This is a genomic window from Paenibacillus sp. VT-400 (assembly GCF_001029205.1).
Lineage (GTDB): Bacteria > Bacillota > Bacilli > Paenibacillales > Paenibacillaceae > Paenibacillus > Paenibacillus amylolyticus.
Genome location: NZ_LELF01000067.1, coordinates 1,226,879 through 1,252,642 on the forward strand (window position 1 = coordinate 1,226,879; position 25,764 = coordinate 1,252,642).

The following is a 25,764-nucleotide window of genomic DNA, read 5'->3' on the forward strand; positions in this document are numbered from 1 at the left end:
AAGTTTTGAAGAGAGAAACGTCTTTATAATGTTAGTTAATATTACATAATGAGTCTTTTGTCCTGATAAAATGAAGCATTTTAATAAATAATGTCGAATTGGGACTCATATCAGAAGTAGGTAACAGAATGAGAGGATGATAGTAACGCATATTAGGTAATGGGGCTCAATTACGGTCTAAAGAGTGGTTTCGTTATAGAGTTATGTTTATAATAGGGGTGATCAACATATGTAAATAAATATATAATATTGATTGGAGGAGAAACGATGAAACAGGCACCGAGAAAGTATGCAAATTACATTCCGATTCGGGAACTGGAGACTTTGGAAGAGAGGTTATCTCCCTTCAAGGTGTATGCAGAACTTCGTGATAACACTCCAGTCCGCTATGATGAGCATCGAGAATGTTGGGATGTTTTTGGTTATGAAGATGTGAAGTACGTTCTGAAAAATCCGAAACTATTCTCTTCTGCACGTGATCGTGCCAATACGAGCATGTTGACGACAGACCCTCCCAAACACAAACAGCTGCGTGATCTGGTGAATCAGGCGTTTACACCCAAGGCAATTGAAGCATTGGCTCCGCGTATTCAGGAAATCACAGATGAGTTAATTGCTCCACACCTGTCAGAAGGACATATGGAACTTATTGATGACCTTGCAACACCACTGCCCGTCATTGTCATTGCGGAATTGATCGGAGTCCCTGCGGCGGATCGTCAAAAGTTCAAAGACTGGTCTGATGTGTTGGTGAAAGGCGCGCGTGACGATAGTGATCAGGCTTTCCAGGAGTTATTGGAGGAGAAAAAAAGAAATATGCAGGAGTTGCATATCTATTTCACTGGCATTATGGAAGAACGTCGGTTGCAGCCAAAGGATGATCTGATCTCATTACTGCTTGCTGCGGAGATTGATGGTCAGCAATTGACTTCAGATGAAGTGGTAGGCTTCTGTATTCTATTACTTGCTGCCGGTAATGAAACAACAACCAACCTGATTACCAATGCGGTTCGTATTCTGTCTGAACAACCCGAGCTACAACAGGAGTTGCGCGAACAGCCTGAACGGATTACTTCTGCGATTGAAGAGACGCTGAGATATTATCCGCCAATTGTCGCGATTGGGCGGGTCGCCAAGGAAACTGTAGAGTTGAATGGTCAGACGATTCAAGCTGGAGAGCAGGTGATTTCCTGGGTTGGAGCAGCCAATCGGGACAGTGCCCAATTTGAAAACCCGGAAGATTTCATCTCTGATCGCAAGCCGAACAGGCATATGGGCTTTGGTTTTGGCATTCATTTTTGTTTGGGTGCACCACTCGCTCGATTGGAGGCAAGGATAGTTCTTCATACATTGCTTCAGCACATGGGAAACATTCAACTTGTGTCTGGAACGGCTCTGCAACCGATACAAAGTGCTTTTGTATTTGGTGTGAAACATTATCCGATAGAATTCAATCTAATAAATAAATGAGGAATGGCGCATGAATGACAAAAGCCGCTCTCAGGCCAATTAGGCGCTGGAAGCGGCTTTTTCAAATGAAACAGTAAGATGTACTCATTAAGAAATGGATAAGGAATCAGGATTCCCGAATAGAAGCAGGTTTGTTATACAATTTGAATCGGACCCAAACCATATTAAGAAGCAGCAGTCCGCCAGATACGATAAACAGACCTTCGATCCCGATGAATCCTGCCATAAATCCTCCAATGATCGCTCCAAGCATGTTGCCCAGCGCCAGAGTACTCGTATTAAAACTGAATGCACGGCTGATCATGCTATCGGATGTATAGGAACGGATCAAGGCATTAACGCTCGGAAGCAGGCCGCCCATGAACACACCCATCATGAAACGAACAAGAATGAGCTGCCACACGGTCTGAACAAATGCCTGCGGAATAAGCATGAGTCCCGTACCTATGAGGGAGAACGTCAGCACCTTGTGAGGACCAATCCGGTCACTCAGCTTCCCGAGAATCGGAGACATCGCCATATTGGATAGTCCCGTAACTGCACCGACAAGTCCTGCCCAGAAGGCCACATTTACATCCGAAGCATGCAATTTTTGCACATACAGCGGCAAGAGTGACATGGGGCTAATCATCGCAAACTGCAACAGAAACGTCACAGCAAACAATGCAGGCAGTTGAGGTGACTTGTTCAATTCCTTCAGACCGGACAATACGGATTGTGCCGGTAGTTTGGCTGCTTCTTGACGGTCAAACTTCTCTCTCACCAGGAACATGGCGAGCATGGAAGCAACAAAGATCAGTCCACCTGTAATGTAGAAAATGGGGCGAAAGCCTACCGCATCCGCTAACAAGCCACCAATGAGTGGACCCAGGATGGTGCCGGCAACCTGCCCGGACTGACTGATTCCCATGGCAAAACCCATGCGGTCTTTCGGAGTGGTACCCGATATCAGCGCAACAGCTGCAGGATTGAAACCGGAGATGGTACCATTAAGTAAACGCAATAAGAGAAGCTGCCAAGGATTCTGTGCCAGACCCATAAGGGCAATTACGATGGCCATCCCGAATCCCGACCGCAGCAGCATAACTTTACGGCCATACTTGTCCGATAACTTGCCCCAGAGCGGTTGGAACAAAAATGAGGTGAGGAAATTGGCTGCAAAAATAAAGCCCGCCCAAATGCCAATTTCATGTTCGCCAACAACACCCAGATCTCTTGCGAGATAAAGAGACAAAAATGGGGTAATCATGGTCATGCCCGAATTGACCAAAAATTGTCCGAACCAAAGCACAATGAGGTTTACTTTCCACGTTTTCAAAGTGCTTTCACTTCCTTTCAAAGATATTTCTGTAATTCTCAAAAAAACACCATTCTTTCATTATAACATAATTGGCATATGAGGGATGGGTGTAAGGAATGTCATAGTATTGTCACGTAGAACGCATCTGCATGTGGTTGTTACGGCTGTTTAAAAAGGGCATAATGGTAATTATGAGTCCAAAAACTATTGGAGGCTTCTTACATGAGCTATAATGATCGACTGATTCGGGCAAGTTTCAAACAACAGGTAGACCGTGTCCCGGTATGGTACATGCGTCAAGCTGGACGTTACGATCCTGAATATCGCAAAATTAAAGAAAAGTACTCCTTGCTAGAAATCTGCAAACAACCCGAGCTGGCGGCTGAAGTTACACTCATGCCGGTACGCAAACTTGGTGTAGATGCGGCTATTTTGTATTCCGATATTATGAATCCGGTTGCCTCATTGGGCATTGATTTTGACATTGTAAAAAATATTGGTCCAGTTATCGATAATCCTATTCGGTCCGCTGCAGATGTGGATCGGCTGCGTCCCATCGACGTAGAAGGAGATCTGTCACATATTCTGGAAACCATTCGAATTCTGGATAAGGAGCTTGATGTGCCTCTTATTACGTTTGCGGGCGCACCATTCACGATTGCGAGTTATCTGATTGAAGGACGACCTTCGAAAGGTTATATCCGCACCAAAACGATGATGTACAGCGAGCCTGAGGTGTGGCATAAGCTGATGCAGAAGCTTGGTGATATGGTTATTACATATGTCCGTGCGCATATTGCGAATGGCGGTAAGGCATTCCAGTTGTTTGACAGCTGGGTTGGAGCACTTTCTCCCAAAGACTTCAGAACATATGTGTTGCCTACGATTACCCGTATCTTTACCGAATTATCGGATTTGAATGTACCGAAGATCTATTTCCCTGGTGTCGCATCAGGCGAATTGTTGCCAGCGCTGCATAATTTGCAAGCCGATGTGATTGGACTCGACTGGAGAGTATCCATTTCGGAAGGGCGTCAACGTCTTGGTGGCAAGTTTGCAGTACAGGGTAACCTGGACCCATATTTGCTGACTGCCCCGATGGAACTGATTAAAGAGCAAGCCAAAGTGATTATTGACGAAGGAATCAAGGAGCCGGGTTATATTTTCAACCTCGGACACGGATTATTTCCTGAAGCATCGCTAGAAAAGCTCAGAGAACTAACGGCGTATATTCATGAATATTCTGCCGAAGCATTGAAGACTGGGGTGACGGTATCTAATGACTAATACGATAGGTGTACTGGTGATGTCGTATGGCACACCGGAAAATATGGAGAGTGTTGAAGCGTATTACACACATATCCGCAGAGGACGTCCGCCTGAACCAGAGCAATTGAAAGAACTGACGGATCGTTATGAAGCCATTGTTGGCGGTGTTTTCCCACTTCGGGAGAACACAGACAATCAGGTCAAGGCCCTACAAGAGACATTAAATCGCGATGAGCGTGGCACTGATGTGGAATTCCGTTGTTATCAAGGTCTGAAGCATGCCTATCCGTTTATTGAGGACGGCGTGGAACAGATGGCGAAGGATGGAATTCAGACAGCGATTGGTATTGTACTGGCTCCTCATTTCTCCACGATGAGTGTAGGCAGTTATATCAAACGTGCGCGTGAAAAAGCAGATGAGCTGGGCGTTCATATGTCCTTTATTGAGAGTTACCATCTGCATCCGAAGTTAATTCAGGCGTTGTCCACACGTGTCAGTGCCAAGTTGGATGCGTTTGAGGAAGCTGGAGCAAAACGCGGAGATGTGAAGGTGTTGTTCAGTGCTCACAGCCTGCCGGCACGTATTGTGGAGATGGGTGATCCATACCCGCAACAATTGCTGGAGACTTCGGAAGTGATTGCCTCTCGTGTAGGAATAACCAATTGGCAATTTACGTGGCAAAGTGCCGGACGAACAGCTGAGCCTTGGCTTGGACCGGATATTCTGGATACGTTACAGGAACTTTCGCGTGAACAGGTAGAGGATGTACTTGTGGCACCAATCGGGTTTGTCTCGGATCATCTCGAAGTGCTCTATGATCTCGATATTGAGGCCAAATCGATTGCCAAAGAGATCGACATGCGCCTGATGCGTATTGATTCTCTCAATAGCGATCCTCTATACATGGAGACGTTAAGCGACGTTATTATAAGCCAATGGCAGCAAGGGTCGGATGAGTAATGGGTGATAAGAAACGCCGTGTTGTTGTTGTCGGCGGTGGCCTTACCGGCCTCAGCGCGGCATTTTATATCCGCAAGCATTACCGGGAAGCAGGAGTTGAACCCGTGATTACTTTGGTCGAGAAAAGCTCGTCCATGGGAGGCATGATTGAGACACTGCACCGGGATGGATTTGTGATTGAAAAAGGGCCTGATTCTTTCCTGGCTCGCAAAACAGCAATGATTGACCTTGCCAAAGAATTGGAGATTGATCATGAATTGGTCAGTCAGAATCCGGAGTCGAAGAAAACGTATATCATGCAGCGTGGCAAGCTTCATCCTATGCCAGCAGGACTTGTTCTCGGTATTCCGACAGAACTAAGACCGTTCCTGAGAAGTGGTTTGGTTTCTCCGGCAGGGAAACTGCGGGCGTTGATGGATTTTGTCATCCCGCCGCGTCGTACAACAGAGGATGAATCGCTCGGTTATATGATTGAACGCCGTCTTGGAGCAGAAGTGCTGGAGAACTTGACGGAACCACTGCTCGCGGGAATCTATGCAGGTGATATGCGGCGATTGAGCCTCCAGGCTACCTTCCCGCAGTTCGGAGAAGTAGAGCGCGATTACGGCAGCTTGATTCGGGGCATGATGACTGGCCGGAAACCGGCTGAGACGCATACCGGAACAAAACGGAGCGCTTTTTTGAACTTTCGCCAGGGACTTCAGAGCCTTGTTCATGCACTCGTCCATGAGTTGCAGGATGTGGATCAACGTCTGAACACAGCGGTGAAGTCGCTGCAACGTCTTGATGGAGCGCAGACCAGATACCGTGTTGAACTTGGTAATGGCGAAATGCTTGAAGCCGATGATGTAGTGGTTACTGTGCCAACGTATGTCGCGTCGGAGCTGCTGAAACCTCACGTGGACACGGCGGCACTGGATGCGATTAACTATGTATCTGTAGCCAATGTGGTGCTTGCTTTTGAGAAAAAAGAGGTCGAGCATGTATTCGATGGATCGGGTTTCCTTGTTCCGCGGAAAGAGGGGCGTAATATTACGGCTTGCACGTGGACATCGACGAAATGGCTGCATACCAGTCCCGATGATAAAGTACTGCTTCGCTGTTATGTTGGTCGCTCCGGTGACGAACAGAACGTAGAGCTTCCGGATGAAGCGCTGACGAATCTGGTTCTCAAGGATCTGAGAGAGACGATGGGTATTGAAGCAGTGCCGATCTTCTCCGAGATTACAAGGCTACGTAAATCCATGCCACAGTATCCGGTGGGACACCTCCAACATATTGCTGCCCTCCGTGAGGAGCTTGGCAGCAAATTACCGGGTGTGTACATTGCAGGTGCAGGTTATGAGGGCGTAGGTTTGCCTGATTGCATCAGACAAGCGAAGGAAATGTCTGTTCAGGCTACACAAGAGCTTGCAGCAGATTAAGTACAGCAAGAGAGCTGTCTCAAACGTAGAATTATCTACTGGAGAGATGGCTTTTTTTATGTGAAGATCTGGAAGCTAACTGAGTTCATACCCTTTCAATCGATACAGTTCCAAGGAATGATGGAAATCCAGAATATGCCTGATATAATGGTATGTATGGCTGTGAAGAAGAAGAGGAGTTGCTTATGTATCCCCCAAGATCAGAGCGAAGTGTAAAGAAGAAAAAAGGTAGTAAACGCACCCGCAATACAATCACAATCATCTGGACAGTTAATATTGTATTGATCATTGCAATTGGTCTGGTGGGCATTTTTTATGTCATTAATACACGTCAGCAACAGGCAGACCAGCCAGTGAAACAAGAAATCGTCGATCAGGATCAGCCTTCCATTGGAGATGATGCCAAAGGCGGGGATCAAGTAAGTTCTCCAGACTCGGAATCCGATGAGACTTCGGAAGAAGAGCCCAAAGCTACGGATGAAGAGACAACAGCGGATGCAGATAAGACATCTGGAGTAGCGACACCTGACACTTCAAGCAATACCAATAGTGAGAAAGTAGAATCCGGAACGAAAAAACCTACGGCAGATTCGACACCGTCCGGTACCAAGGGAAATGCAGGTGTGGATCAGGAATCAGGGACGTCGAAACCTTCCAATTCAGCGAAGGATGTCACAATTAACTTTGTTGGTGATATTCAATTTTCGGGCAAAGTTGCTGAACTGCTGGATAAAAACGGTTATGATTATCCCTTTGCCAAACTCGGCAGGTTATTCAAGGATGATGATCTTACCATCGGTAACCTGGAGACACCAATAACTCATGGTGGTACCAGTGCAGCTGACAAAACCTATGTGTACAAATCTTCGCCCAAAGCATTGGCGGCAATGGCCTCTGCGGGTTTTGATGCTGTCAATTTGGCTAACAATCATATTTTGGATCAGGGCGTAGAGGGCTTGGTGGATACGTTAACTTATCTCAAGGAATATGGCATAGCTCACACCGGGGCAGGTATGAACAGGGATGAGGCCTATGCACCAGCATATCTGGAACGCAAAGGCATGAAGATTGCATTGCTTGGGTTCTCCCGAGTTGTACCGGAAACGAGTTGGAAGGCGGAAGGCAATCGGGCTGGCGTGGCTGAAGCCTATGATTCCACAGGAGCAGTCAAAGCGATCCAGGAGGCCCGTAAGAAGGCAGATCTGGTGATCGTGGTTGCACATTGGGGAGAAGAACGTGTAAGTACTCCGAATAGTGACCAGACCCGATTGGCTCATGAGTTTGTAGATGCTGGCGCTGATCTGGTCATAGGTGGTCATCCTCATGTGTTACAAGGGTTGGAGTACTATAAGGGGAAGTGGATTGCATACAGTACGGGAAATTTCATTTTCTCCAGATCAACAACCGAAGAGACTTGGAAAACGGCGGTATTTCAGGCTCGCTGTAGTCAAGATGCAGCTTGCAGCATGAAAGTTATCCCTTATGAGGCCGGGCTAGGTCAGGCCATTCCAATGATTGATGAGGCGAACAAACTGCTGTTGGAACAGATGGCAAAGCTCTCCCCGGGTATTCGATATGATGGGAATGGAGTCGCTTCGCCTAATTAAAAACCTTTTTGAGGAGGGAATCGAATGAACAACCTTTGTGTAGCACACCGTGGATTTTCTTCTATTGCACCAGAGAATACGATGGCTGCATTCCTGATGGCCATGGAGCGGCCTGAAGTTCAGTGGATGGAGCTGGATGTGCAGTTGTCGCGTGATGGTGTACCAGTGGTCATTCATGATTTTACAGTGGATCGCACGACGAATGGCAAGGGTCTGGTTCGGGAAACTGATTGGGCTGATCTGCAACGTCTGGATGCCGGAGCATGGAAAAACAAGTCTTACAAAGGAGAACGGATTCCGGCGCTAAGTGAATTGTTAGATCGCTCGTGCGGCAGAGTGCGTTTGAACATTGAACTGAAAACGCAGGGAGACATGTACCCGGGTCTGCCTGCGGCTGTTATACATGAAGTGAGAAAAAGACATATGCAAAATGATGTTGTGATCACCTCATTTGAACCAGCCGCTCTGATCGAAGTGAAGAAACTTGCACCGGAGATCCAGACGGGGCTAATTATCGATGCACGACCAGGTGATCTGTTAACCGCGCTGCGGCAGATGAATTGTACATTCCTCTCGATTGGATACACCAATGTAGACAAATCCTTAATGAACGAGATGCGGAGTGCAGGCATTCGGGTGATGGCTTGGACAGTGGATGACAAGACCATTATGAAGAAACTGGCAGCAGTTGATCCAGAACTGATGTTATGTACGAACCGTCCTGACGTGTGGGAGCTGGCATTTCAGGAGACAAGTAGCCGATTTTTCAGACCTTAACTTTACTATATGCACTAATGAATCCGATAAAGGTGGTAATATACCCATGTTGACTAACATTCGCAATGTATACTGTGTAGGACGCAATTATAAACTTCATGCGGAAGAATTGGGTAACGCGGTTCCGGATGAGCCAATGATCTTTATGAAACCTTCCCATGCAGTCGTGCCCCTGAATGGTGAAACGCTTGAATTGCCTGCTACCAAGGGTGAAGTTCACTATGAAGCTGAACTGGTCGTACAAATCGGCCGGAGTTATGAGCCAGGTATGGCGGTAGATGAGCTGGTGGATGCGTATGCGTTTGGTATTGATTTTACGTTACGTGACGTACAGACCGTGATTAAGAAAAAAGGCCACCCGTGGACAGCGGCCAAAGGGTTCAGAAATTCCGCTCCGGTTACTGCATTTCAGGCATTCCCGGGTGCGGCAGCTTTACTTGAGAAAGACTTTACATTGACCAAAAATGGTGAGGAAGTCCAGCGTGGTAACATTCGTAACATGATCTTCAGTTTACAAGATATTGTGGATTATGTAGGTCACCATTACGGCCTGGGTCCGGGCGATGTCATTTTTACAGGAACACCTGAAGGTGTTGGACCAACACAAGCAGGAGATGTGCTCGAACTGGCATGGGACGGCGAATCCTTGGGTGCCTGCACGATTGGGTAGCACAGTAAGGATTACACATCATACCTGCTTGAGATGAATAGGGTACAAGAAAGGGGCGTGAATACGCTCCTTTTTGCTGTGTTATCGTGGATATAGGTTTATATCTTCATCGTACGGATACGCTACTAATTTACGCCAAGCTGTATGCTGTATTTGCACTCCGCATGACCAACTCTTCCAGTTCAGCTTGTTGTGCAGCATGTTGCTCCGAGCTGATACTTCCACTTGCGAGCCGTTCATCCAACTGCTCTCTGAGCTGTCTTACTTGTATAGCAATGACCTCATCCAAATTCCCGTTATTTTCTTCCGTAATTGTCCTCAGTGATTTGCCGCTGTACAGTTCCTGATACAGATCCGCTTCTGAAGCCTGATTCAGAGCGTCGAGCAGCTCATCACTGCTTCCCTCACGAGTGTCCAAGTCAACGATGGACCATTTAGCAGTAGGTATGGGAGAGATGGCGGATTGGCCCCATGCTGTTCCGGCAAAGGACATGGTGACAATCATTGTGCCTATAATAATGACTCTTTTCATATTCATATGGATAATCCTCATTTCTGTAGTTGAGTACGTACTGAATCGTAGCTTGTCGTTGATGTAGTTGTAGATGTTTCGATCTGAGAATAGTGTAAACGGGAAACCTGAAGTGAAACTTAAAACAGGATAAGTAATTTCAAACCGGCGGGTAATGACTGTAAAAGTAGATCTATATTTAATTCTCACTTGACAGGTTGGGTTAGTTGGTTATATGATAATCTCAATTATTTTAATACTCATTAAATGAACAGTGAACTAATTTGAACTGAAAACTGCATAGAGCTGATTGGACCACCAAAGGCTCCCGGGACTACTCCTCTAAGGAATGTCCTCGGGGGCCTTTTTTCGTATCTTTATTGAAGTTTCAAACGATCAGGGAGGTTATGAAATGAGTGATAGAGACTGGGAAGCGTTGGAGCGGACGGACTGGTTATTCCGCAAAATGGTCAGACGATTTGTAAAAGAGCGGGATCGCATCTCTGTAGAGGGCATTAGCCTTCCGGGCATGCTTATCCTGCACAAGATCATTCGGGAGGGAGAACAGCGGCTTGGAGATCTGGCAGAACAGTTGGACTTTACATCCGGTGCCATTACTGCTCTAACCGATAAGTTGGAAAAAAAGGGACTCACCATCCGCAGACGAAAGGAAGACGATCGCCGGACGGTTTTACTGGACATCACATCCAGCGGGCGGGAGATGTATGCGAGAAACAGCAACATCGGTGCCCGATGTATCACGCTTCTGTTTGAGGGTTTTACGAGTGAGGAACTGGAGCAGCAAAGTCAATTCTACGAGCGGGTAGTAGCGAATCTGGAGGGATTCTCGGACACGGTGCTGGAATTGGCGGAGAGCAACGGGATACAAGAACATGATTGCTCCTCCACAAGTGACCTTGAGCAGAAGCAGCGGGACAATACCGGGAAGAGGAACTATCTCAGTTATTGAGGTTGGGTCAATGTAACGACATTTGATATACCACAAACATTCTAGGGAGAGATGATCAATGGGACACTCAACAATATATCCAACTGGAGCGACGTTATACAATCCGGATAAGGCTTGGGGCGGTTATACCGTTTATCAGGCAGGTGAGGAAGGCGTAGTGTTGATCGATATGAATGGCAAGGAGGTTCACCTGTGGAAAGGATTGTTAGGTTTTCCGGCCAAAATATTACCTGGCGGCTACGTGCTGGGCAGCACGGGTCGGAGAGATCCGAAGTTCGGTATTCAGGATAATGTCGATCTGGTGCAAGTGGATTGGGACGGCAACATTGTATGGAAATACAATAGCTACGAACACATCGAAGATCCGGGGTATGAGCCACTATGGTATGCCCGCCAGCATCATGATTATCAGCGTGAGGGGAATCCGGTAGGTTATTATGCACCTGGCCTTGCGCCAAAGACGAAGAGTGGTAAAACACTTATTCTGGCTCACAAAAATGTGAGTAACCCGCAAATTTCAGATAAGCCATTGCTTGATGATGCCATTATCGAAGTGGATTGGGAGGGGAAGGTACTCTGGGAGTGGCTGCCTAACGAACACTTTGAAGAATTAGGTTTTGATGAAGCTGCTCGAAATGTCCTGTTCCGTGACCCGAATACACGCTCTTTCGGCCATCTTGGCGGTGGAGTCGGTGACTGGTTACATATTAATTCTGCTTCTTATGTCGGACCCAACCGTTTCTATGAGGAAGGAGACGAACGGTTCCACCCCGACAATATTATCTGGGATGCCAGAGAGGCCAACATTATTGCCATTACAGACAGACAGAGTGGAAAGATCGTGTGGAGACTAGGGCCAGACTATACTTCAACTGAAGCGAAACACATTGGCACAATTATCGGACAGCATCATGCACATATCATTCCCCAAGGTCTACCAGGAGAAGGCAACTTGCTCGTATTCGACAATGGCGGCTGGGCAGGTTACGGCCTTCCAAATCCGGCTTCTCCATTTGGATTGAAACATGCGATTCGGGATCACTCCCGTGTACTGGAGATTAACCCGGTCACCCTGGAGATTGTCTGGCAGTATACCTCGGCAGAAGCAGGTTTCTCGGTTCCGACGGATTCTTATAAATTTTATAGCCCATACATCAGTTCCGCCCAGCGTTTACCTAACGGCAACACCCTAATAACCGAGGGTTCCAATGGCAGATTGTTCGAAGTGACAGCGGAGCATGAGCTGGTATGGGAGTATGTTTCTCCTTACACCGATGGGCGGAATACCAATATGGTCTATCGCTCGTATCGAGTTCCTTATCAGTGGGTTCCACAGTTGGAGAAGCCGCAGGAAGTTGCGATCGAAGCTATTGACGTCTCTACCTACAGGGTCCCGGGAGCAGCACCCAAAGGTTCTGCATCCATCGTGAGCGTAGAGACAACTCTTCCATTTGTGGAGGGTGCAGCCTGTGTGGCAACGTCGGATGAAGGCAAGTCAGGCGGTTAAACGTCAAGAATCATGACTAGATCGAATGGGGTGTATATTGTGAGAAAACCATCCATAGTAACCGGCATATTGATATTATTTCTGGCTACGGCACTCCTATTATCCGGATGCAGTTCAAACGTAGCAGGATCTGGAGCAAAAGACGCTACCGGCAAGAATACCGATAATGTAAAAATTCGAATCGCAGATACAAGTACGAACCCAACGTTCAGGGTAGCCATTGCCAAAGGTTTTTTTGAAAACAGGGGCATTGATGCAGAGAGTATTACGTTTGGCTCACCGGCTGAAGGTGTAAATGCACTATTTATCAAACAGGTAGATATTGCGTACGGGGCGGACTTCCCTGTATTAAATGCTTTGTCTAAAGGGGAATATTCAGTCGTCGCTTCTGCAGGCCAGACTACGGATGAAGCGGCAGCCGCCTGGAAGCTGTATGCAAGGGAGGATATTCAGAGTGGAGCGGATTTGAAGGGCAAGAAAGTGAGTTTCATTCGAGGCACATTTATTCCGTATCTATGGGATGAATATTTGAAAGATCAGGGGGTGGCGCTGAGTGATGTGACGCAAATTGGTCAGGGGGCTTTTGATGAGGCCTACATCGCACTGAAACAGGGAGACCTTGATGCCGCTTGGGTCATAGGTTCCGCGTTAACCGATAAATTCGATGCACTCGAAGGAGTACATCAGCTGACGGATATGTCTCAGACCCCTATACGCCTTGGTATGGGACTGGTATCGAGTAATGAATTCATCCAGGCAAACCCTGAAAAGATAAGTGACTTTCTTGCGGCGCTGGATGAAGCATCCACGTATGCTCAAGCGCATCCTGAAGAAGTTGCGGATCTGATGTATAAAGAGACCAAACAGCCTAAAGATGCCACGTTGAAAGACCTTCCGATCAATCCATGGGAAGTTGGATTTACGCAGGCTGCTTATGATAGTTTGGCAGGTCAGAAGCAATATATGGTGGACACCGGAATCATCGAACAGGATTTTGATCTCGACACCAAACTCGATCTGACTTCTCTCCAGCAGGCTCTGCCGGAAAAAGTGACATTTAGTAAATAATTCTTATTGAAATGGGAGGTGTCCGTTATGTCCTTACCTGCAACTCAGCATACCATTCATATTGAACAGCTTCGGAAAACGTATCATGCCCCGACCAATGGGGATGTGCATTATATCATTAAGGATGTCGATCTGGTTATCAAGGGAGGAGAGTTCTTTGTCCTGCTTGGTCCCAGTGGGTGTGGGAAGTCAACACTACTGAACATGATCGCGGGTTTTATCTCCAAGTCGGGTGGACAGCTCAAGGTAGACAACAAGGAGATCGATAGACCGGGCAGGGATCGGGCAATGGTATTCCAGCAGGCGGATTCTTCTCTCTTTCCATGGTTAACTGTGAGGGAAAATGTTGAATTCGGACTTCGAATGTCCAAGGTGCCTAAGACACAACGACGTGAGATCTCTGATCGTTACATCCAGCTTGTTGGACTGGGTGCTCATGAGGGGAAATTTCCGAAAGAACTCTCGGGTGGCATGAAGCAGCGGGTTCAATTGGCCCGGGTACTTGCGAATGACTCGGCGATCTTGCTGATGGATGAACCATTCGGTGCGCTGGACGCCATGACGAGACGAACCATGCAGAAAGAACTGGTGAATATCTGGAAAGAAACCCATAAAACCGTTATCTTTGTCACACACGATATTCAGGAGGCGTTATTGCTTGGTGAGCGCATAGGCATTATGTCTGTAGGTCCATCTTCGAATATAACGGATATTTACCACAACACGTTACCTTACCCGAGGAACATCGCCTCGTCTGAGTTCAACACCCTGTATGACCGAATTCAAGGCCACTTTGAAGAATAACTGAGGTGATATGTAAGATGAAATGGTTGGAGAAAAAATGGGTGTCTATCCCGCTTCTATGGGTAACGGTCATCTTAATCTGGCAGCTTGGTGCCCTCATCTATGGACCTGACGTAATCCCTGGTCCGTGGCACACGATCCTGGGAGCACGCGAACTGATTGCTGACGGTACGCTAATGGAGTATATCGGAATCAGCTTCACTCGTGTACTGGCGGGCTGGGTACTCGGAAGCATCATTGCTATTCCGGTAGGGCTGATTATTGGCAAAGTTCATCTCATCCGGCTGTTCGCGGAACCGTTCCTTAACTTTATACGTTTTATCCCGCCGATCGCCTTTATTACCTTATTTCTGGTGTGGTTCGGAATTGGTGAGCAATCCAAGATCGCGCTCATTATGTATGCAACCTTCTTCATTGTTATATTGAATACACTGACAGGTGTACTCTCCGTTGAAGAAGACAAAATCCGGTCGGCCCGCAGTATGGGAGCCAATGAACGGCAGATTCTGCTGCATGTGATTGTTCCGGCGACAACCCCGTATATCTTCACAGGTGTGCGACTGGCGATGGGAACCTCGTATATGGCCATAATCGGTGCTGAGATGATTGCCTCCAATGAGGGAGTGGGTTACTTAATCTGGAACTCCAGACTCTTTTTCCGAACAGATTGGATCTTTGTCGGGCTGATTTCCCTGGGTTTTATGGGATTCCTGACGGATCGATTATTCAACTGCTTTGGTCGCAGAGTACTCTACCGATATGGGGTCATTGGAGGAGCGAAGCGGGCCTGAAACAGAACCTGGGAACATTGAATTACAGACGTTACTTGAAAAGGGAAGTTATCTTGTTTTAACGTTTGATCAATAACCTGTTTTGGCACTTCTACACGAGGCCGAAACAGGTTTTTTGTGTGCTCGCGTAAGGAGTTTCGGCATTGGGATCAAACCGTGGTATAATTGAATTTCAAAAATACAATAAACGTCATGCGGGCTGTACATACGCTGCATGCAGGAGACATTATGGATTGGATTATTGGCGCCGTATGCGCTTCTATGGTGGCAGGTGCTGCCTATGCGAAAAAGTCGCTAACCTTGTCTGGCTGCCTGGCAGCCATCATGATGGGAACGATATATTACGGAGCGGGTAACCTGTTCTGGTTTGGCACGTTATTGTTGTTTTTCATTACTTCAACGTTGCTCTCCAGGTTTCGTAAAGATCGGAAGCAGGAGCTGGAGAAATCCTATGCCAAGTCAGGAAATCGGGATGCCGGACAAGTGATGGCTAATGGTGGAATGGGCATGTTCCTATGTCTGGGATACTGGATATTTCCACATCCGGCATGGGTATATGCTTTCATTGGTGTAATGGCTACCGTTACATCGGATACATGGGCAACCGAAATTGGGAGTCTCAGTCGAAAGCCGCCGCGCTCTGTTCTCACGTGGAAGGTACTTACGCCAGGTGCTTCAGGAGGTGTTTCACTTCTTGGCACTGTGGCTGCAGCCGTAGGCGGGGCTCTGATTGGTGCGGGAGCATTCTTGTTTTCCTGGATCGCCGGGATAGAAGGGCTTAGTCTGTTTAGTTGGACTTTTGTCGGTCTTGCAGGCGGGTTGGCAGGTGCTTTTGCCGATTCCTATCTGGGCGCAACGGTGCAGATGATGTATCGTTGTACTGTGTGTGGCCGTGAAGTTGAGGTACATGAACATTGCGGGCATCCAACGGTTCGGGCTCGTGGCTGGGCATGGATGAGTAACGACCTGGTGAACGTGCTTAGCTCGGTGATCGGCGGATGTGTGGCGATTGGTTTAGGTAACATTTTGGCGTTGTAGGGGGGAGTACATTTTGAGCACTGTACAGGGAGACAAATCGGAGGCTATTTTGGATGCGGCCTATGGTATTTTTGGCTCGAAAGGTTTTTATGAGACGAAAATGTCTGATATTGCAGACGAAGCCGGCATCGCAAAAGGCACCATTTATTTATATTTCAAAAGCAAGGAACAATTATTTATCGCAGTATCCAAGCGGGATTGTAACAGTTTTATCAGTCGTCTTGAATATGCTTTGAACTCGCATGAGAACACAGGTGATAAACTTGGAGCAATAGCCAAGACGCACCTTACGTATTATTATGAGCGTCGCAATCATACCAAGCTCTTTTTTATGGCACCCAATAATGATCCGGATCTGATGAAATTCATGAAGGCATTCATGAATCAATACATGAGTATGGTGTGTGAGGTACTGGAGAGTGCAAGTGTACCTGAGCCTGTATTGCTCGCTGAAGCATATATCGGAATTCTGGACCGGCTGAAGATGGATATCATGTTGAATCCGGAGTTTAATGAGGAACATCTGAACAAACGAATTGCTTTTGCAGCAGCTTTGTTTCTGGACGGATGCCGTTCTTTTTTACAAGTTTAAAGTAAGTGCGCGGATGTACGTAATATTGAATTTTAATTCACAGAGAAGTGGGTACGAGCAATGAACATAATGACGGTAGAGCAAATTGCAAAAAGTTATGGCGAAAAAATATTGTTCAAGGATGCTTCATTTGGTATGGCTGATCAGGACAAGATTGGTGTCGTTGGGGTAAATGGAACCGGTAAATCCACGTTTTTGCGTGTGATATCGGGTATGGAACCTGCAGACGCGGGACAGATCTCGATCGGTAATGACGTACGTATTCAGTTCCTGGCGCAAAATCCGGACTTCAATCCGGATAATACGGTACTGCAACAAGTATTTGAAGGTGACAGCATGGAAATGAAAACCGTGCGTGAATATACGGAAACGATGGAATTATTGGAACTGAATTCGTCCGATCCAGCGTTGCAAGAGCGATTATTACGTTTGAATCAGCAAATGGAGCAGCTTCAGCTCTGGCAGATGGAGAGTGAAGCGAAGAGCATTTTGTTCAAATTGGGTATTCGTCAATTCGATGCACTGATGGGCACATTGTCTGGTGGACAACGCAAAAGGGTAGCACTTGCTGCTGCACTGATTCATCCTTGCGAACTGCTCATTCTGGATGAGCCGACGAACCATATTGATAACGATTCGGTCGTTTGGTTGGAGCAGTACTTGCAGAAGCGCCGCGGCGCACTGCTTATGATTACGCATGATCGGTATTTCCTGGATCGTGTGGCGAATGTCATGCTGGAATTGGATCATGGACGTTTGTTCCGATACGAAGCGAACTATACACGTTTCCTGGAACTTAAGGCGGAGCGCGAAGAACGGGAAGCTTCTTCGGAACAGAAGCGTAAGAACTTGCTTCGGACGGAGCTTGCATGGATTCGTCGTGGTGCCAAGGCACGGACGACGAAACAAAAAGCGAGAATTGATCGCTTCGAACAACTTAAAGACCAGCAAGGAGTCCAGCGCTCGGGTTCATTGGAAGTATCGGTTGGCTCCACTCGTTTGGGGAAAAAGATTCTGGAGATCGAGCATCTTTCCAAATCCGTGGGTGGCCGCACGCTGATCGAAGATCTGAGTTATATTGCCGTACCTGGAGATCGGGTAGGGATTGTCGGACCGAACGGTAGTGGTAAGTCCACGTTGCTTCAGATGATATCTGGCAAGCTGGAACCCGATGCAGGTGTGGTTGACGTTGGTCCTACGGTCAATCTGGGTTATTTCACACAGGAACATCAGGAGATGGACGAATCTCTTCGTGTGATTGAGTATATTAAAGAAGTGGCCGAGAATGTGAAAACGGCCGATGGCTCTCTGATTACAGCATCCCAGATGCTGGAGCGGTTCCTGTTTACCCCGGCATCCCAGTGGACGCCAATCTCGCGTCTGTCTGGTGGAGAGAAGCGTCGCCTGTATCTGCTGCGTGTGCTGATGGCTGCGCCGAATGTATTGCTGCTGGATGAGCCGACGAATGATCTGGACATCCAGACACTCGCTGTACTGGAAGACTACCTGGATGATTTTCCCGGTGTTGTCTTTGTCGTATCCCATGATCGCTATTTCCTTGATCGTACTGTGGATAAAGTGTTGTCTTTTGAGGGCAACGGTGCTGTACGTGTGCACGTCGGCGACTACAGTGAGTATGCGGAATGGATGCTGAAAAATGCGCCTGGAGCTAATCAAGAGAGTGATACAGGAGCGGCAAAGGTGAAGCAGTCATCGGAGAAAACGACGCCTGCTGTGTCAGCGGCTAAACCGAAGTTGAAATTCAGCTTTAAGGAGCAACGTGAATACGATCAGATTGATGAAAATATTGAGAAGGCTGAAGCCAATCTTGTCCGGATTAACAAAGAGATGGAAGAGTCATTTAGTGATTCTGCCCGTCTGCAGGAGTTGATGGCGGAGCAGGTTGAGGCTGAGCGTCATCTGGATGAATTGATGGAACGATGGACCGTTCTGAATGAACTTGCAGAGCAGATTGAACAGAGCAAGTCTTAATTTATAACTAAACATCGCCCTTTTTTCCTTCGTGACATTATGTCGCATAGGAGGAGAGGGCGTTTTTTGTCTGCAAATTTGCGCATTAAAGTGAAACGTTCTGTATGTTCATAACGTTTTATAAGTAAAGAATTCCATAGAAGGGAGAGAACACCACACTTATGTATAAAGAAATTAATCAACAGTTGGCAGCGCTCAAGGAAAAGGGGAGAATTTACGAGAAATGGACCAAACGTCTGGAGAAGCTTCAAACGGAGGAAAGCGAATGGGAAGCAAAGGTAAAACGTCGTCTGGAGCATCTCCAGAAGGAGCAGAAGGACGTTGATCGACTGAACAGTATGACATTGTCGGCATTTTTCTATCAACTGATTGGCAAGAAGACAGAGCGTCTGGAGAAGGAAGAGCTGGAACTCATGGAGAGCAAGGCTGCATACGACACCGCTTGTCGCATGTTACAAGACGTACAGGAGCAACGAATTCATGTGGAGCAGGAGTTAGAGGGCGGGCGGCAGTATCAGTACTGGCAGAGCGATTACAACGCGCTGTGGGGGAAGAAGGAAGGTCGACTGCTGGACCAGGATGCGGAATTGCAACAGATGGCTGAGAATCGGGAACATCTGGCGAGTGAGCTTCAGGAACTGGATGAAGCTTTCCGGGAGGGGGAATACCTGCTCTATGCCCTTGAACGTGCCGAGAAGGCTTTGGCTTCGGCAGGTAATTGGGGTGTATATGACATGATGGGTGGTGGGGTCATCTCCACACATATCAAGCGAGGAAGAATGGATGACGCTCAGGTCGCCATCATGGATGCAGGTAAGCGTCTACGACGTTTTCAGAAGGAACTGGAGGATGTAGAGATGGCAGTACATGCGGATCTGCATCTGGGGGGTCTGCTTTCATTCGCAGACTATTTCTTCGATAACCTCTTCGTGGACTGGATGGTTCAAGACAAAATTCGTAAAGCCGAACGTCAGGTGAAGGATGGACTGAGCGCGGTTCGGAAAACCATGCATGTGTTAAGAAATGAAATGCGTGACCATAAGGCAGAGTTAGAGATATTGGATCGTAAGTATCATGCATATGTCGAACAGGCAGATTAAAAGATATGACAACAAAGGCCCCTTCCAAGCACACTGAATTGTTGTGCTTGGAAGGGGCCTTTTTGATTAGACAAGACATATGAATGTCACCATGATGATTTCGTAGAAAAATGATTCTGTTTTACTTGGTTGTAATGTAGGCTGCGAGCAATCGTGCCGTATTCAGTACAGCATCCTTATGCGTACGCTCCATGGAATGAGATGCGTGAACCCCCGGACCGATCAGTGCTGCTCGGATATTGTTTCCTCCGCGTAATGCTGCACTGCCATCTGAGCCATAGTGGGGATAAATGTCTACGACGTAATCCATCCCATCCTGTTTGGCCAGTTCAATGAGACGACTGGTCATATCGTAGTCATACGGGCCAGAAGAATCTTTGGCACATATGGAAACGTCGGTTTCTTTACAGCTCAGGTCATCGCCCATGGCTCCCATGTCTACAGCGATCATTTCACTGATTTCCGCAGGGATATACGATGCGCCATGTCCAACTTCTTCATAGTTCGAGATAAGCAGAGAGACGTTATGTAATGGTTGCCAACCTTCACGATGTGCAGACTCAAGGATGCCAAAGAGGGCAGCTACGCTGGCTTTGTCGTCCAGATGACGTGATTTGATATAACCACTCGGCGTGATGACTGCGCGAGCATCAAAGGAGATAAAGTCGCCGACAGAGATCCCGAGTTTCAACACATCTTCCTTGGAGGAGACAACTTCATCGATTCGAACTTCCATATGGCTCTCGGACCGTTCAAAGGTACGTGCATCCGGATAAACGTGGACAGATGGATGAAGGGAGAGAATGGTGCCTGTGTATGTCTTTCCATCCCGAGTATGGATGCTGCAATATTCGTTTTCAATACTTTGCATCGAAAAGCCACCGACAGAGGTAAGCTTCAATGTGCCATAGGATGTAACCGAGCGTACCATGGCCCCTAGCGTATCCACGTGAGCGCTTAAAGCAATTGTCTTGGAAGAGTCCTGTCCGGGCAATGTAAGCACCGCACCGCCCTTGTTATTCAGCTCACAGGCGATGCCCAGTGCTGCTGCTTCCTTCCGGATCATCTCGATAATATGATGTGTGTAACCACTTGGGCTTGGTGTGTCCAGCAATTTTTTCAGGAAAGACAGAACGTATGATTCATCAATTGTAAAACTCATTGTGTAATTTCCTCCTCGGATCATGGGTATGGTGTGAAACAAAATACAGCCTGTCTGGGGGAGAGAATGTGATACTACCATTCCTGACTCGCCAGCAGGCTGTCTCTGATTGGTTACAGTGTTCCCGTAGGGTTTCCTTTGCGCTGACTCTGGATCGAATCATTCTCCAATAGGCTGTCGGATTCATTTGAGTCAAGCGAATCCATCGATTTGAAAGAATCCAACGTAGATTTGCTTGTCGCGGAGCTTTCCAATTCAGATACACGCAATTTCAATTGTTTATTCTCACGTTGCAGTCTGTATTGGCGATAGATGCCATATGACCCTACAATAATTCCACCGATCAGGGTACAGCCGAGAATCAGCAAGATCAGCGGGATTTGTACCGTGTTAAATAACAGGTTGACTTGTACGGAATCCACATTAATAACCGCAAAGATTCCCGTGAGCAGTGCAAATACAAGACCTGCTATGAGTGCCCATTGCATTTTCATGGTGTTGCCTCCTTGTTGAACAATTGAGAACTAGATATGCATTACCCATATTCGGGTATGTTGCATCTTGCAATGATGATAAAATCCCCTGCCCAAACGGGCAAGGGATGCAGGTCACATGGAAAGACAACCTTATTTGGTTAGTTGCTCCATCTGTTCAATCAGTTCCTTGAAGACACTCATAGCTTCACGAATTGGCTGTGGTGTAGACATATCCACACCTGCTTTTTTCAGAATGTTGATGGAGTAATCACTGCCACCACTCTTCAGGAAGCCAAGATAACGGTCAACAGCCGGTTGGCCTTCTTCCAGGATTTGCTTGGAAAAGCTTGTCGCTGCGGAGAAGCCTGTAGCATATTTGTAAACGTAGAAGCTGTTATAGAAGTGGGGAATACGAGCCCATTCCATTTCAATTTCTTTGTCAACAGCCATGCCTTCTCCGTGATATTTAACGTTCAGATCATAATAGATCTCGGATAACAATTGTGGTGTTAATGCGTCACCTTGTTCCGCACGTTCATGAATGATTTTCTCGAATTCAGCAAACATGGTCTGACGGAATACCGTTGTACGGAATTGGTCGGCATAATAGGTCAACAGATACAATTTTTCCTTTGGATCTGTTGATTTGTTAAGCAGATAATCCATCAGCAACGCTTCGTTGGTTGTGGATGCAACCTCAGCCAGGAAGATGGTGTACTGTGCATCACGATACGGAAGTGTTGTATCCGAGTAATGTGAATGCAGAGCGTGACCCATTTCATGTGCGAGTGTGAACATACTGTTTAGGTTATCTTTGTGATTCAACAAGACATACGGGTGAGTACCGTAAGCGCCCCAGGCATATGCGCCTGAACGTTTATTTTCATTCTCATATATATCGATCCAGCGGTTATCATATCCAGTCTGCAATGCGTCAGCATAGTCCTTGCCGAGTGGTTTCAGACCGTCTTTAACCGTTTGTTTCGCTTCCTCATAGGTAATATCCATTTTGTATTCGTCTACGAGTGGAGCGAACAGATCGTACATGTGCAATTGATCCACACCCAGCAACTTTTTGCGCAGGTCCATATAACGATGCAATAACGGAAGGCTCTCGTGAATGGTGTCTACCAGATTGGTATACACATCCGTTGGGATGTTATCTCCATATAGGGACATTTCCATCACGGAAGGGTACTTCCGAACATTAGCATAGAACATATTTTTGGTTACATTTGCATTCAGGGCAGCCGCAATTGTGTTTTTCTGTTTGGCATAGGTTTCGTATACCGCTTTGAAGGCACGTTCGCGAACTTCACGGTTAGGGTTCTCTAGGAACTGAATGTAGCTGCCGTGTGTCAGTTCAACTTCGTTACCATGTTCATCCTTGATTCTTGGAAACTTGAGATCGGCGTTATTCAGCATGCTGAAGATTGTCTGTGGTGCTTGTGAAAGGTTGCCTACCTGTGCAAGCAAAGCCTCTTCTGCTTGGCTAAGAACGTGGGCTTTTTCGCGTTTCATCTCTTCCAGCGTAAATGTATAAGCAGAAAGTTTTTCGTTTGCAATAAATGCGTCCAACTGATCATCGGGCAGGGAAAGAATCTCCGGTGTGACAAAAGAAAGTGCTTCACCAACCCGTACGCCTAATTTCTGGGCTTTTTGGGACAGGTTTTGATATGTAGGATTCGCTGTGTCTTCATCTTGATGCATGCGTGCGTACACAAAGAGGCGTTCTATTTTGAGGCTGATCTCATCTTCGAATTCGAAGCAAGATTTGAGTACATCAGGTTGATTCAGTTTGCCTTGGAATTCGGAGGCCTTCTTGGTCAAAGACGATACTTCTTCATATTCCTGATCCCAGGCTTTCTGATCGGCAAATAAATCTTCCAGTTTCCAGCTATGTTCAGCCGGCACCTCGGAACGTTTCAATAATTGACTCATGGAAATCCTCCTTTGATGATCTGATGAATGTATGGACGAAGCTGCCTTCGTCTCGCTTGCCTGTGCGGAGAGAGACGAAGGAATCAGACTAAGTACCAGGATAACAGATAGCGATTTCTGGTATTTCAACGGCCTTCCTCCTTACGATACGAATAATCTCGTATAGTATGACCTTAGGCACGTTGAAATATTTGAATATCTGGGTCCCTGTGATTAGGTTCCCATGTTATACAGAAAATAAACGATCAGGAAAAAGGCGAAACAAATGAGCAGGGTAGCAATAAGTGCCATTCCCCGTCTCAATCGATCCGGGATTGAATTGCGTCCCAGAATAAGCACAATACCAAGGGAGAAGGCAAGGATAATAAAGATGACGACATTGCTTGAGTCAAGCTGCATGGGTTAGACCCCTTTGAAGGCAGCCATCAATTGACGCCATTCATCCTCACGGTTCTCAAAATCTGCTTTTGGAAAACGGCGTTCAGCCCAGTGCATTAATGCAGGACGACTTAGGAAAGTATGGCATTCTTCGCCCCACTCTTCCGAAATTTCTCGCAGTACGAGATATTTGCCTTGAACTTCTACGGTCATCATATTCCACTTGTCTGTTTTGTATATTTCATGTTTTTTTATCATAGGTAGTCTCCAAACTAACGGTTTTGGTAAAATGATACCGTACCCTACGATTCAAAGCAAATTTTTTCGACATTTATGGAAAGATAAATTGCAAAATGGAAGCCCATACAGTATAATAAGGGTATTCGCCATAGATGGCGATATTTTTAGGAGGTTTTTCATTTGAAAGGTACAGTTAAATGGTTTAACGCAGAAAAAGGCTATGGCTTTATTTCAGTTGAAGGCGGCGAGGACGTATTCGTACATTTCTCCGCAATCCAAGGAGATGGCTTCAAAACATTGGAAGAAGGTCAAGCGGTAGAATTCGAAATCACTGATGGAAACCGTGGTCCTCAAGCAGCTAACGTAAACAAACTGTAAGAATTTATCCGGCTAACGGACTTCTTATATATTATAAATTTATAGCTGAATATTAAGAACCTAAGCACAGTCCCCATGGGAGGCTGTGCTTTTTTTGATTCTAAAATTTTCAGTGTATATAACGGTTGAATACGATGTAAGTTTCCCTGTGTGTTCACGAGACACGATTGGTCATGCTGGACCATAACTTCAATCCGAAACCGATTAGTGCAGCCAGGGAGAAAGCCATAGCGGTGAGATAGAAGGTTTGTCTGCCTGCATGTTCCAGCAGCAGTCCGCCCAACGTTCCACTAAGAAGTCCCGAAGCACTGGACCAGACAATGGTGAACAAAGCCATACCTGTAGCTCTGTAGCCGTCCGGAACTAGGCGAATGATGTAGCGGACCGCCGTAACGTAAAAAATACCAAAGGTAACACTGTGCATCGTCTGAATTGCAACAACGGCTGCAGGTGTATCGGATATGGACATGAGAAGCAAACGAACCGTATACATCAGTGCAGCAAAAGCAATTAGCGGCAGTTCTTTATAACGGTTTCCATACTTGCTGAGCAGTAGAAATATGGGGATTTCACTTACGGAAGAGATCAGCAAAGACCAGCCGATCAGCCCCTCGCTGGCACCCAGATCTTTTAGCGTGATGGTAAGAAATGCTTCGTTCATGCGATGTCCCATGGCAAGCAAAAATACACAGCCAAAAAAGGTGAGCACATCTCTGCGTTTCAAAATAGCCCATAACCCCGATAGATCCATTTTGCTACTGCTTCCCGAAGGTTGATCCTTCAATTGAAAACCGATCAATAGTGTAGTTGCAGCAAGACCAACGCAGACCCAAATCGTCCATGCTGGACCAAAAGATCCAAGGAAATACCCGATACTTAATGCAAAGAAGGCATAACCGATCGATCCGAAGACTCGAATGGAAGTGAAATTTCGGCCGTACTTGCTGGCCGTTGTAATAGCCATCGTATCGGAGAGTGGATAGACCGGATAATAGAAAAAGTAAAACAGGGTCACGAGTACAAATACCTGACCGAAAGTTGTTGCATTGGCGAGCATGATCCCTGTGATCAATTGACCACCAAGCAGAATGATCATCACTTTGCGTACCGTTTGGTAGCGGTCGCTGGCCATGCTCCAGAACATATTGGAGAACACAGAGATGAGGGGGCCAATTCCGTAGAGATATCCAATCTCAGCCCGACTGAAGCCCAGATGACTGAAGTAAAGCTGGAAGTAGGATACCACCAGGACGGTGGAACCAAAGATGGTGAACATGAGAGCCCGCAGCCAGTTCTGGTCCGGGCGGGCGTTGTGACTTAATTTCATGATGAGAGACT

25 protein-coding genes are annotated in these 25,764 nt (G+C 46.8%); 17 read left to right on the forward strand and 8 right to left on the reverse strand.

Annotated elements, in window-relative coordinates:
* The first annotated feature begins 267 nt into the window (after nt 1–267).
* Nucleotides 268–1,470, forward strand: a complete 1,203-nt coding sequence (locus EL84_RS16275; protein WP_047842362.1) for a cytochrome P450 — start codon at nt 268–270, stop codon at nt 1,468–1,470.
* Between the two features lie 106 nt (nt 1,471–1,576).
* On the opposite strand, the gene EL84_RS16280 is transcribed toward EL84_RS16275, so the two are convergent.
* Nucleotides 1,577–2,788: an MFS transporter gene (locus tag EL84_RS16280; protein ID WP_036670103.1), complete on the reverse strand. Its 1,212-nt coding sequence runs from the start codon at nt 2,786–2,788 to the stop codon at nt 1,577–1,579.
* A gap of 204 nt (nt 2,789–2,992) precedes the next feature.
* Between EL84_RS16280 and hemE the strand changes: the two genes are divergently transcribed.
* The 6 genes from hemE (at nt 2,993) to EL84_RS16310 (ending at nt 9,478) form a co-directional block, all read left to right on the forward strand.
* Nucleotides 2,993–4,057, forward strand: a complete 1,065-nt coding sequence (gene hemE / locus EL84_RS16285; RefSeq protein WP_047842363.1) for a uroporphyrinogen decarboxylase — start codon at nt 2,993–2,995, stop codon at nt 4,055–4,057.
* The gene (gene hemH / locus EL84_RS16290; RefSeq protein WP_047842364.1) at nt 4,050–5,000 is read left to right on the forward strand and encodes a ferrochelatase; all 951 of its coding nucleotides are present in this window, start codon (nt 4,050–4,052) and stop codon (nt 4,998–5,000) included. Before hemE ends, hemH begins: the two co-directional genes overlap by 8 nt.
* The gene (gene hemY / locus EL84_RS16295) at nt 5,000–6,424 is read left to right on the forward strand and encodes a protoporphyrinogen oxidase (protein ID WP_047842365.1); all 1,425 of its coding nucleotides are present in this window, start codon (nt 5,000–5,002) and stop codon (nt 6,422–6,424) included. Before hemH ends, hemY begins: the two co-directional genes overlap by 1 nt.
* A 185-nt stretch (nt 6,425–6,609) precedes the next feature.
* Nucleotides 6,610–8,031: a CapA family protein gene (locus EL84_RS16300; protein WP_047842366.1), complete on the forward strand. Its 1,422-nt coding sequence runs from the start codon at nt 6,610–6,612 to the stop codon at nt 8,029–8,031.
* Nucleotides 8,032–8,055: 24 nt separating this feature from the next.
* Entirely contained in the window at nt 8,056–8,808 is a 753-nt protein-coding gene (locus tag EL84_RS16305) for a glycerophosphodiester phosphodiesterase (protein ID WP_047842367.1), read from the forward strand.
* 46 nt (nt 8,809–8,854) lie between these two features.
* Nucleotides 8,855–9,478 (forward strand): fumarylacetoacetate hydrolase family protein, encoded by a 624-nt coding sequence (locus EL84_RS16310; protein WP_047842368.1) that lies wholly within the window; start codon nt 8,855–8,857, stop codon nt 9,476–9,478.
* A 130-nt stretch (nt 9,479–9,608) separates the two neighbouring features.
* Here EL84_RS16310 and EL84_RS16315 read toward each other — a convergent pair whose 3' ends face one another.
* Entirely contained in the window at nt 9,609–10,016 is a 408-nt protein-coding gene (locus EL84_RS16315; RefSeq protein WP_047842369.1) for a hypothetical protein, read from the reverse strand.
* A 385-nt stretch (nt 10,017–10,401) separates the two neighbouring features.
* Between EL84_RS16315 and EL84_RS16320 the strand changes: the two genes are divergently transcribed.
* The 9 genes from EL84_RS16320 (at nt 10,402) to EL84_RS16360 (ending at nt 19,851) form a co-directional block, all read left to right on the forward strand.
* On the forward strand, nt 10,402–10,959 hold the full coding sequence (locus EL84_RS16320) for a MarR family winged helix-turn-helix transcriptional regulator (RefSeq protein WP_047842370.1): 558 nt from the start codon (nt 10,402–10,404) through the stop codon (nt 10,957–10,959).
* A 58-nt stretch (nt 10,960–11,017) separates the two neighbouring features.
* On the forward strand, nt 11,018–12,466 hold the full coding sequence (locus tag EL84_RS16325) for an aryl-sulfate sulfotransferase (protein WP_047842371.1): 1,449 nt from the start codon (nt 11,018–11,020) through the stop codon (nt 12,464–12,466).
* Between the two features lie 39 nt (nt 12,467–12,505).
* Nucleotides 12,506–13,534, forward strand: a complete 1,029-nt coding sequence (locus EL84_RS16330) for an ABC transporter substrate-binding protein (RefSeq protein ID WP_082219042.1) — start codon at nt 12,506–12,508, stop codon at nt 13,532–13,534.
* A 27-nt stretch (nt 13,535–13,561) separates the two neighbouring features.
* On the forward strand, nt 13,562–14,338 hold the full coding sequence (locus EL84_RS16335) for an ABC transporter ATP-binding protein (protein WP_047842373.1): 777 nt from the start codon (nt 13,562–13,564) through the stop codon (nt 14,336–14,338).
* 17 nt (nt 14,339–14,355) lie between these two features.
* Nucleotides 14,356–15,129 (forward strand): ABC transporter permease, encoded by a 774-nt coding sequence (locus tag EL84_RS16340; protein ID WP_047842374.1) that lies wholly within the window; start codon nt 14,356–14,358, stop codon nt 15,127–15,129.
* Between the two features lie 228 nt (nt 15,130–15,357).
* A complete protein-coding gene (locus EL84_RS16345) occupies nt 15,358–16,167 on the forward strand; it encodes a DUF92 domain-containing protein (protein ID WP_036609682.1) in 810 nt (269 codons plus the stop codon).
* Nucleotides 16,168–16,180: 13 nt separating this feature from the next.
* A complete protein-coding gene (locus tag EL84_RS16350) occupies nt 16,181–16,759 on the forward strand; it encodes a TetR/AcrR family transcriptional regulator (protein ID WP_017689402.1) in 579 nt (192 codons plus the stop codon).
* Nucleotides 16,760–16,819: 60 nt separating this feature from the next.
* Nucleotides 16,820–18,751, forward strand: coding sequence for an ABC-F family ATP-binding cassette domain-containing protein (locus EL84_RS16355; RefSeq protein WP_047842375.1), 1,932 nt, complete (start codon nt 16,820–16,822; stop codon nt 18,749–18,751).
* A gap of 161 nt (nt 18,752–18,912) precedes the next feature.
* On the forward strand, nt 18,913–19,851 hold the full coding sequence (locus EL84_RS16360) for a hypothetical protein (RefSeq protein WP_036670128.1): 939 nt from the start codon (nt 18,913–18,915) through the stop codon (nt 19,849–19,851).
* 121 nt (nt 19,852–19,972) lie between these two features.
* Here EL84_RS16360 and EL84_RS16365 read toward each other — a convergent pair whose 3' ends face one another.
* The 5 genes from EL84_RS16365 to EL84_RS16385 form a co-directional block, all read right to left on the reverse strand.
* The gene (locus tag EL84_RS16365) at nt 19,973–21,013 is read right to left on the reverse strand and encodes a M42 family metallopeptidase (RefSeq protein ID WP_047842376.1); all 1,041 of its coding nucleotides are present in this window, start codon (nt 21,011–21,013) and stop codon (nt 19,973–19,975) included.
* 113 nt (nt 21,014–21,126) lie between these two features.
* Nucleotides 21,127–21,507, reverse strand: coding sequence for a lipopolysaccharide assembly LapA domain-containing protein (locus EL84_RS16370; RefSeq protein ID WP_047842377.1), 381 nt, complete (start codon nt 21,505–21,507; stop codon nt 21,127–21,129).
* A gap of 132 nt (nt 21,508–21,639) precedes the next feature.
* Nucleotides 21,640–23,430: an oligoendopeptidase F gene (pepF, locus tag EL84_RS16375; RefSeq protein ID WP_036609671.1), complete on the reverse strand. Its 1,791-nt coding sequence runs from the start codon at nt 23,428–23,430 to the stop codon at nt 21,640–21,642.
* A gap of 213 nt (nt 23,431–23,643) precedes the next feature.
* On the reverse strand, nt 23,644–23,829 hold the full coding sequence (locus EL84_RS16380) for a hypothetical protein (protein WP_047842378.1): 186 nt from the start codon (nt 23,827–23,829) through the stop codon (nt 23,644–23,646).
* A 3-nt stretch (nt 23,830–23,832) separates the two neighbouring features.
* Nucleotides 23,833–24,066, reverse strand: a complete 234-nt coding sequence (locus EL84_RS16385) for a hypothetical protein (RefSeq protein ID WP_017689395.1) — start codon at nt 24,064–24,066, stop codon at nt 23,833–23,835.
* Between the two features lie 162 nt (nt 24,067–24,228).
* Between EL84_RS16385 and EL84_RS16390 the strand changes: the two genes are divergently transcribed.
* Nucleotides 24,229–24,426 carry a cold shock domain-containing protein gene (locus EL84_RS16390; protein ID WP_017689394.1) on the forward strand — a complete coding sequence of 66 codons (198 nt, stop codon included), beginning with the start codon at nt 24,229–24,231 and terminating at the stop codon, nt 24,424–24,426.
* A gap of 154 nt (nt 24,427–24,580) precedes the next feature.
* Here the strand turns inward: EL84_RS16390 and EL84_RS16395 are convergent, their stop codons facing one another.
* Nucleotides 24,581–25,753, reverse strand: coding sequence for an MFS transporter (locus EL84_RS16395; protein WP_047842379.1), 1,173 nt, complete (start codon nt 25,751–25,753; stop codon nt 24,581–24,583).
* Nucleotides 25,754–25,764 lie beyond the last annotated feature (11 nt).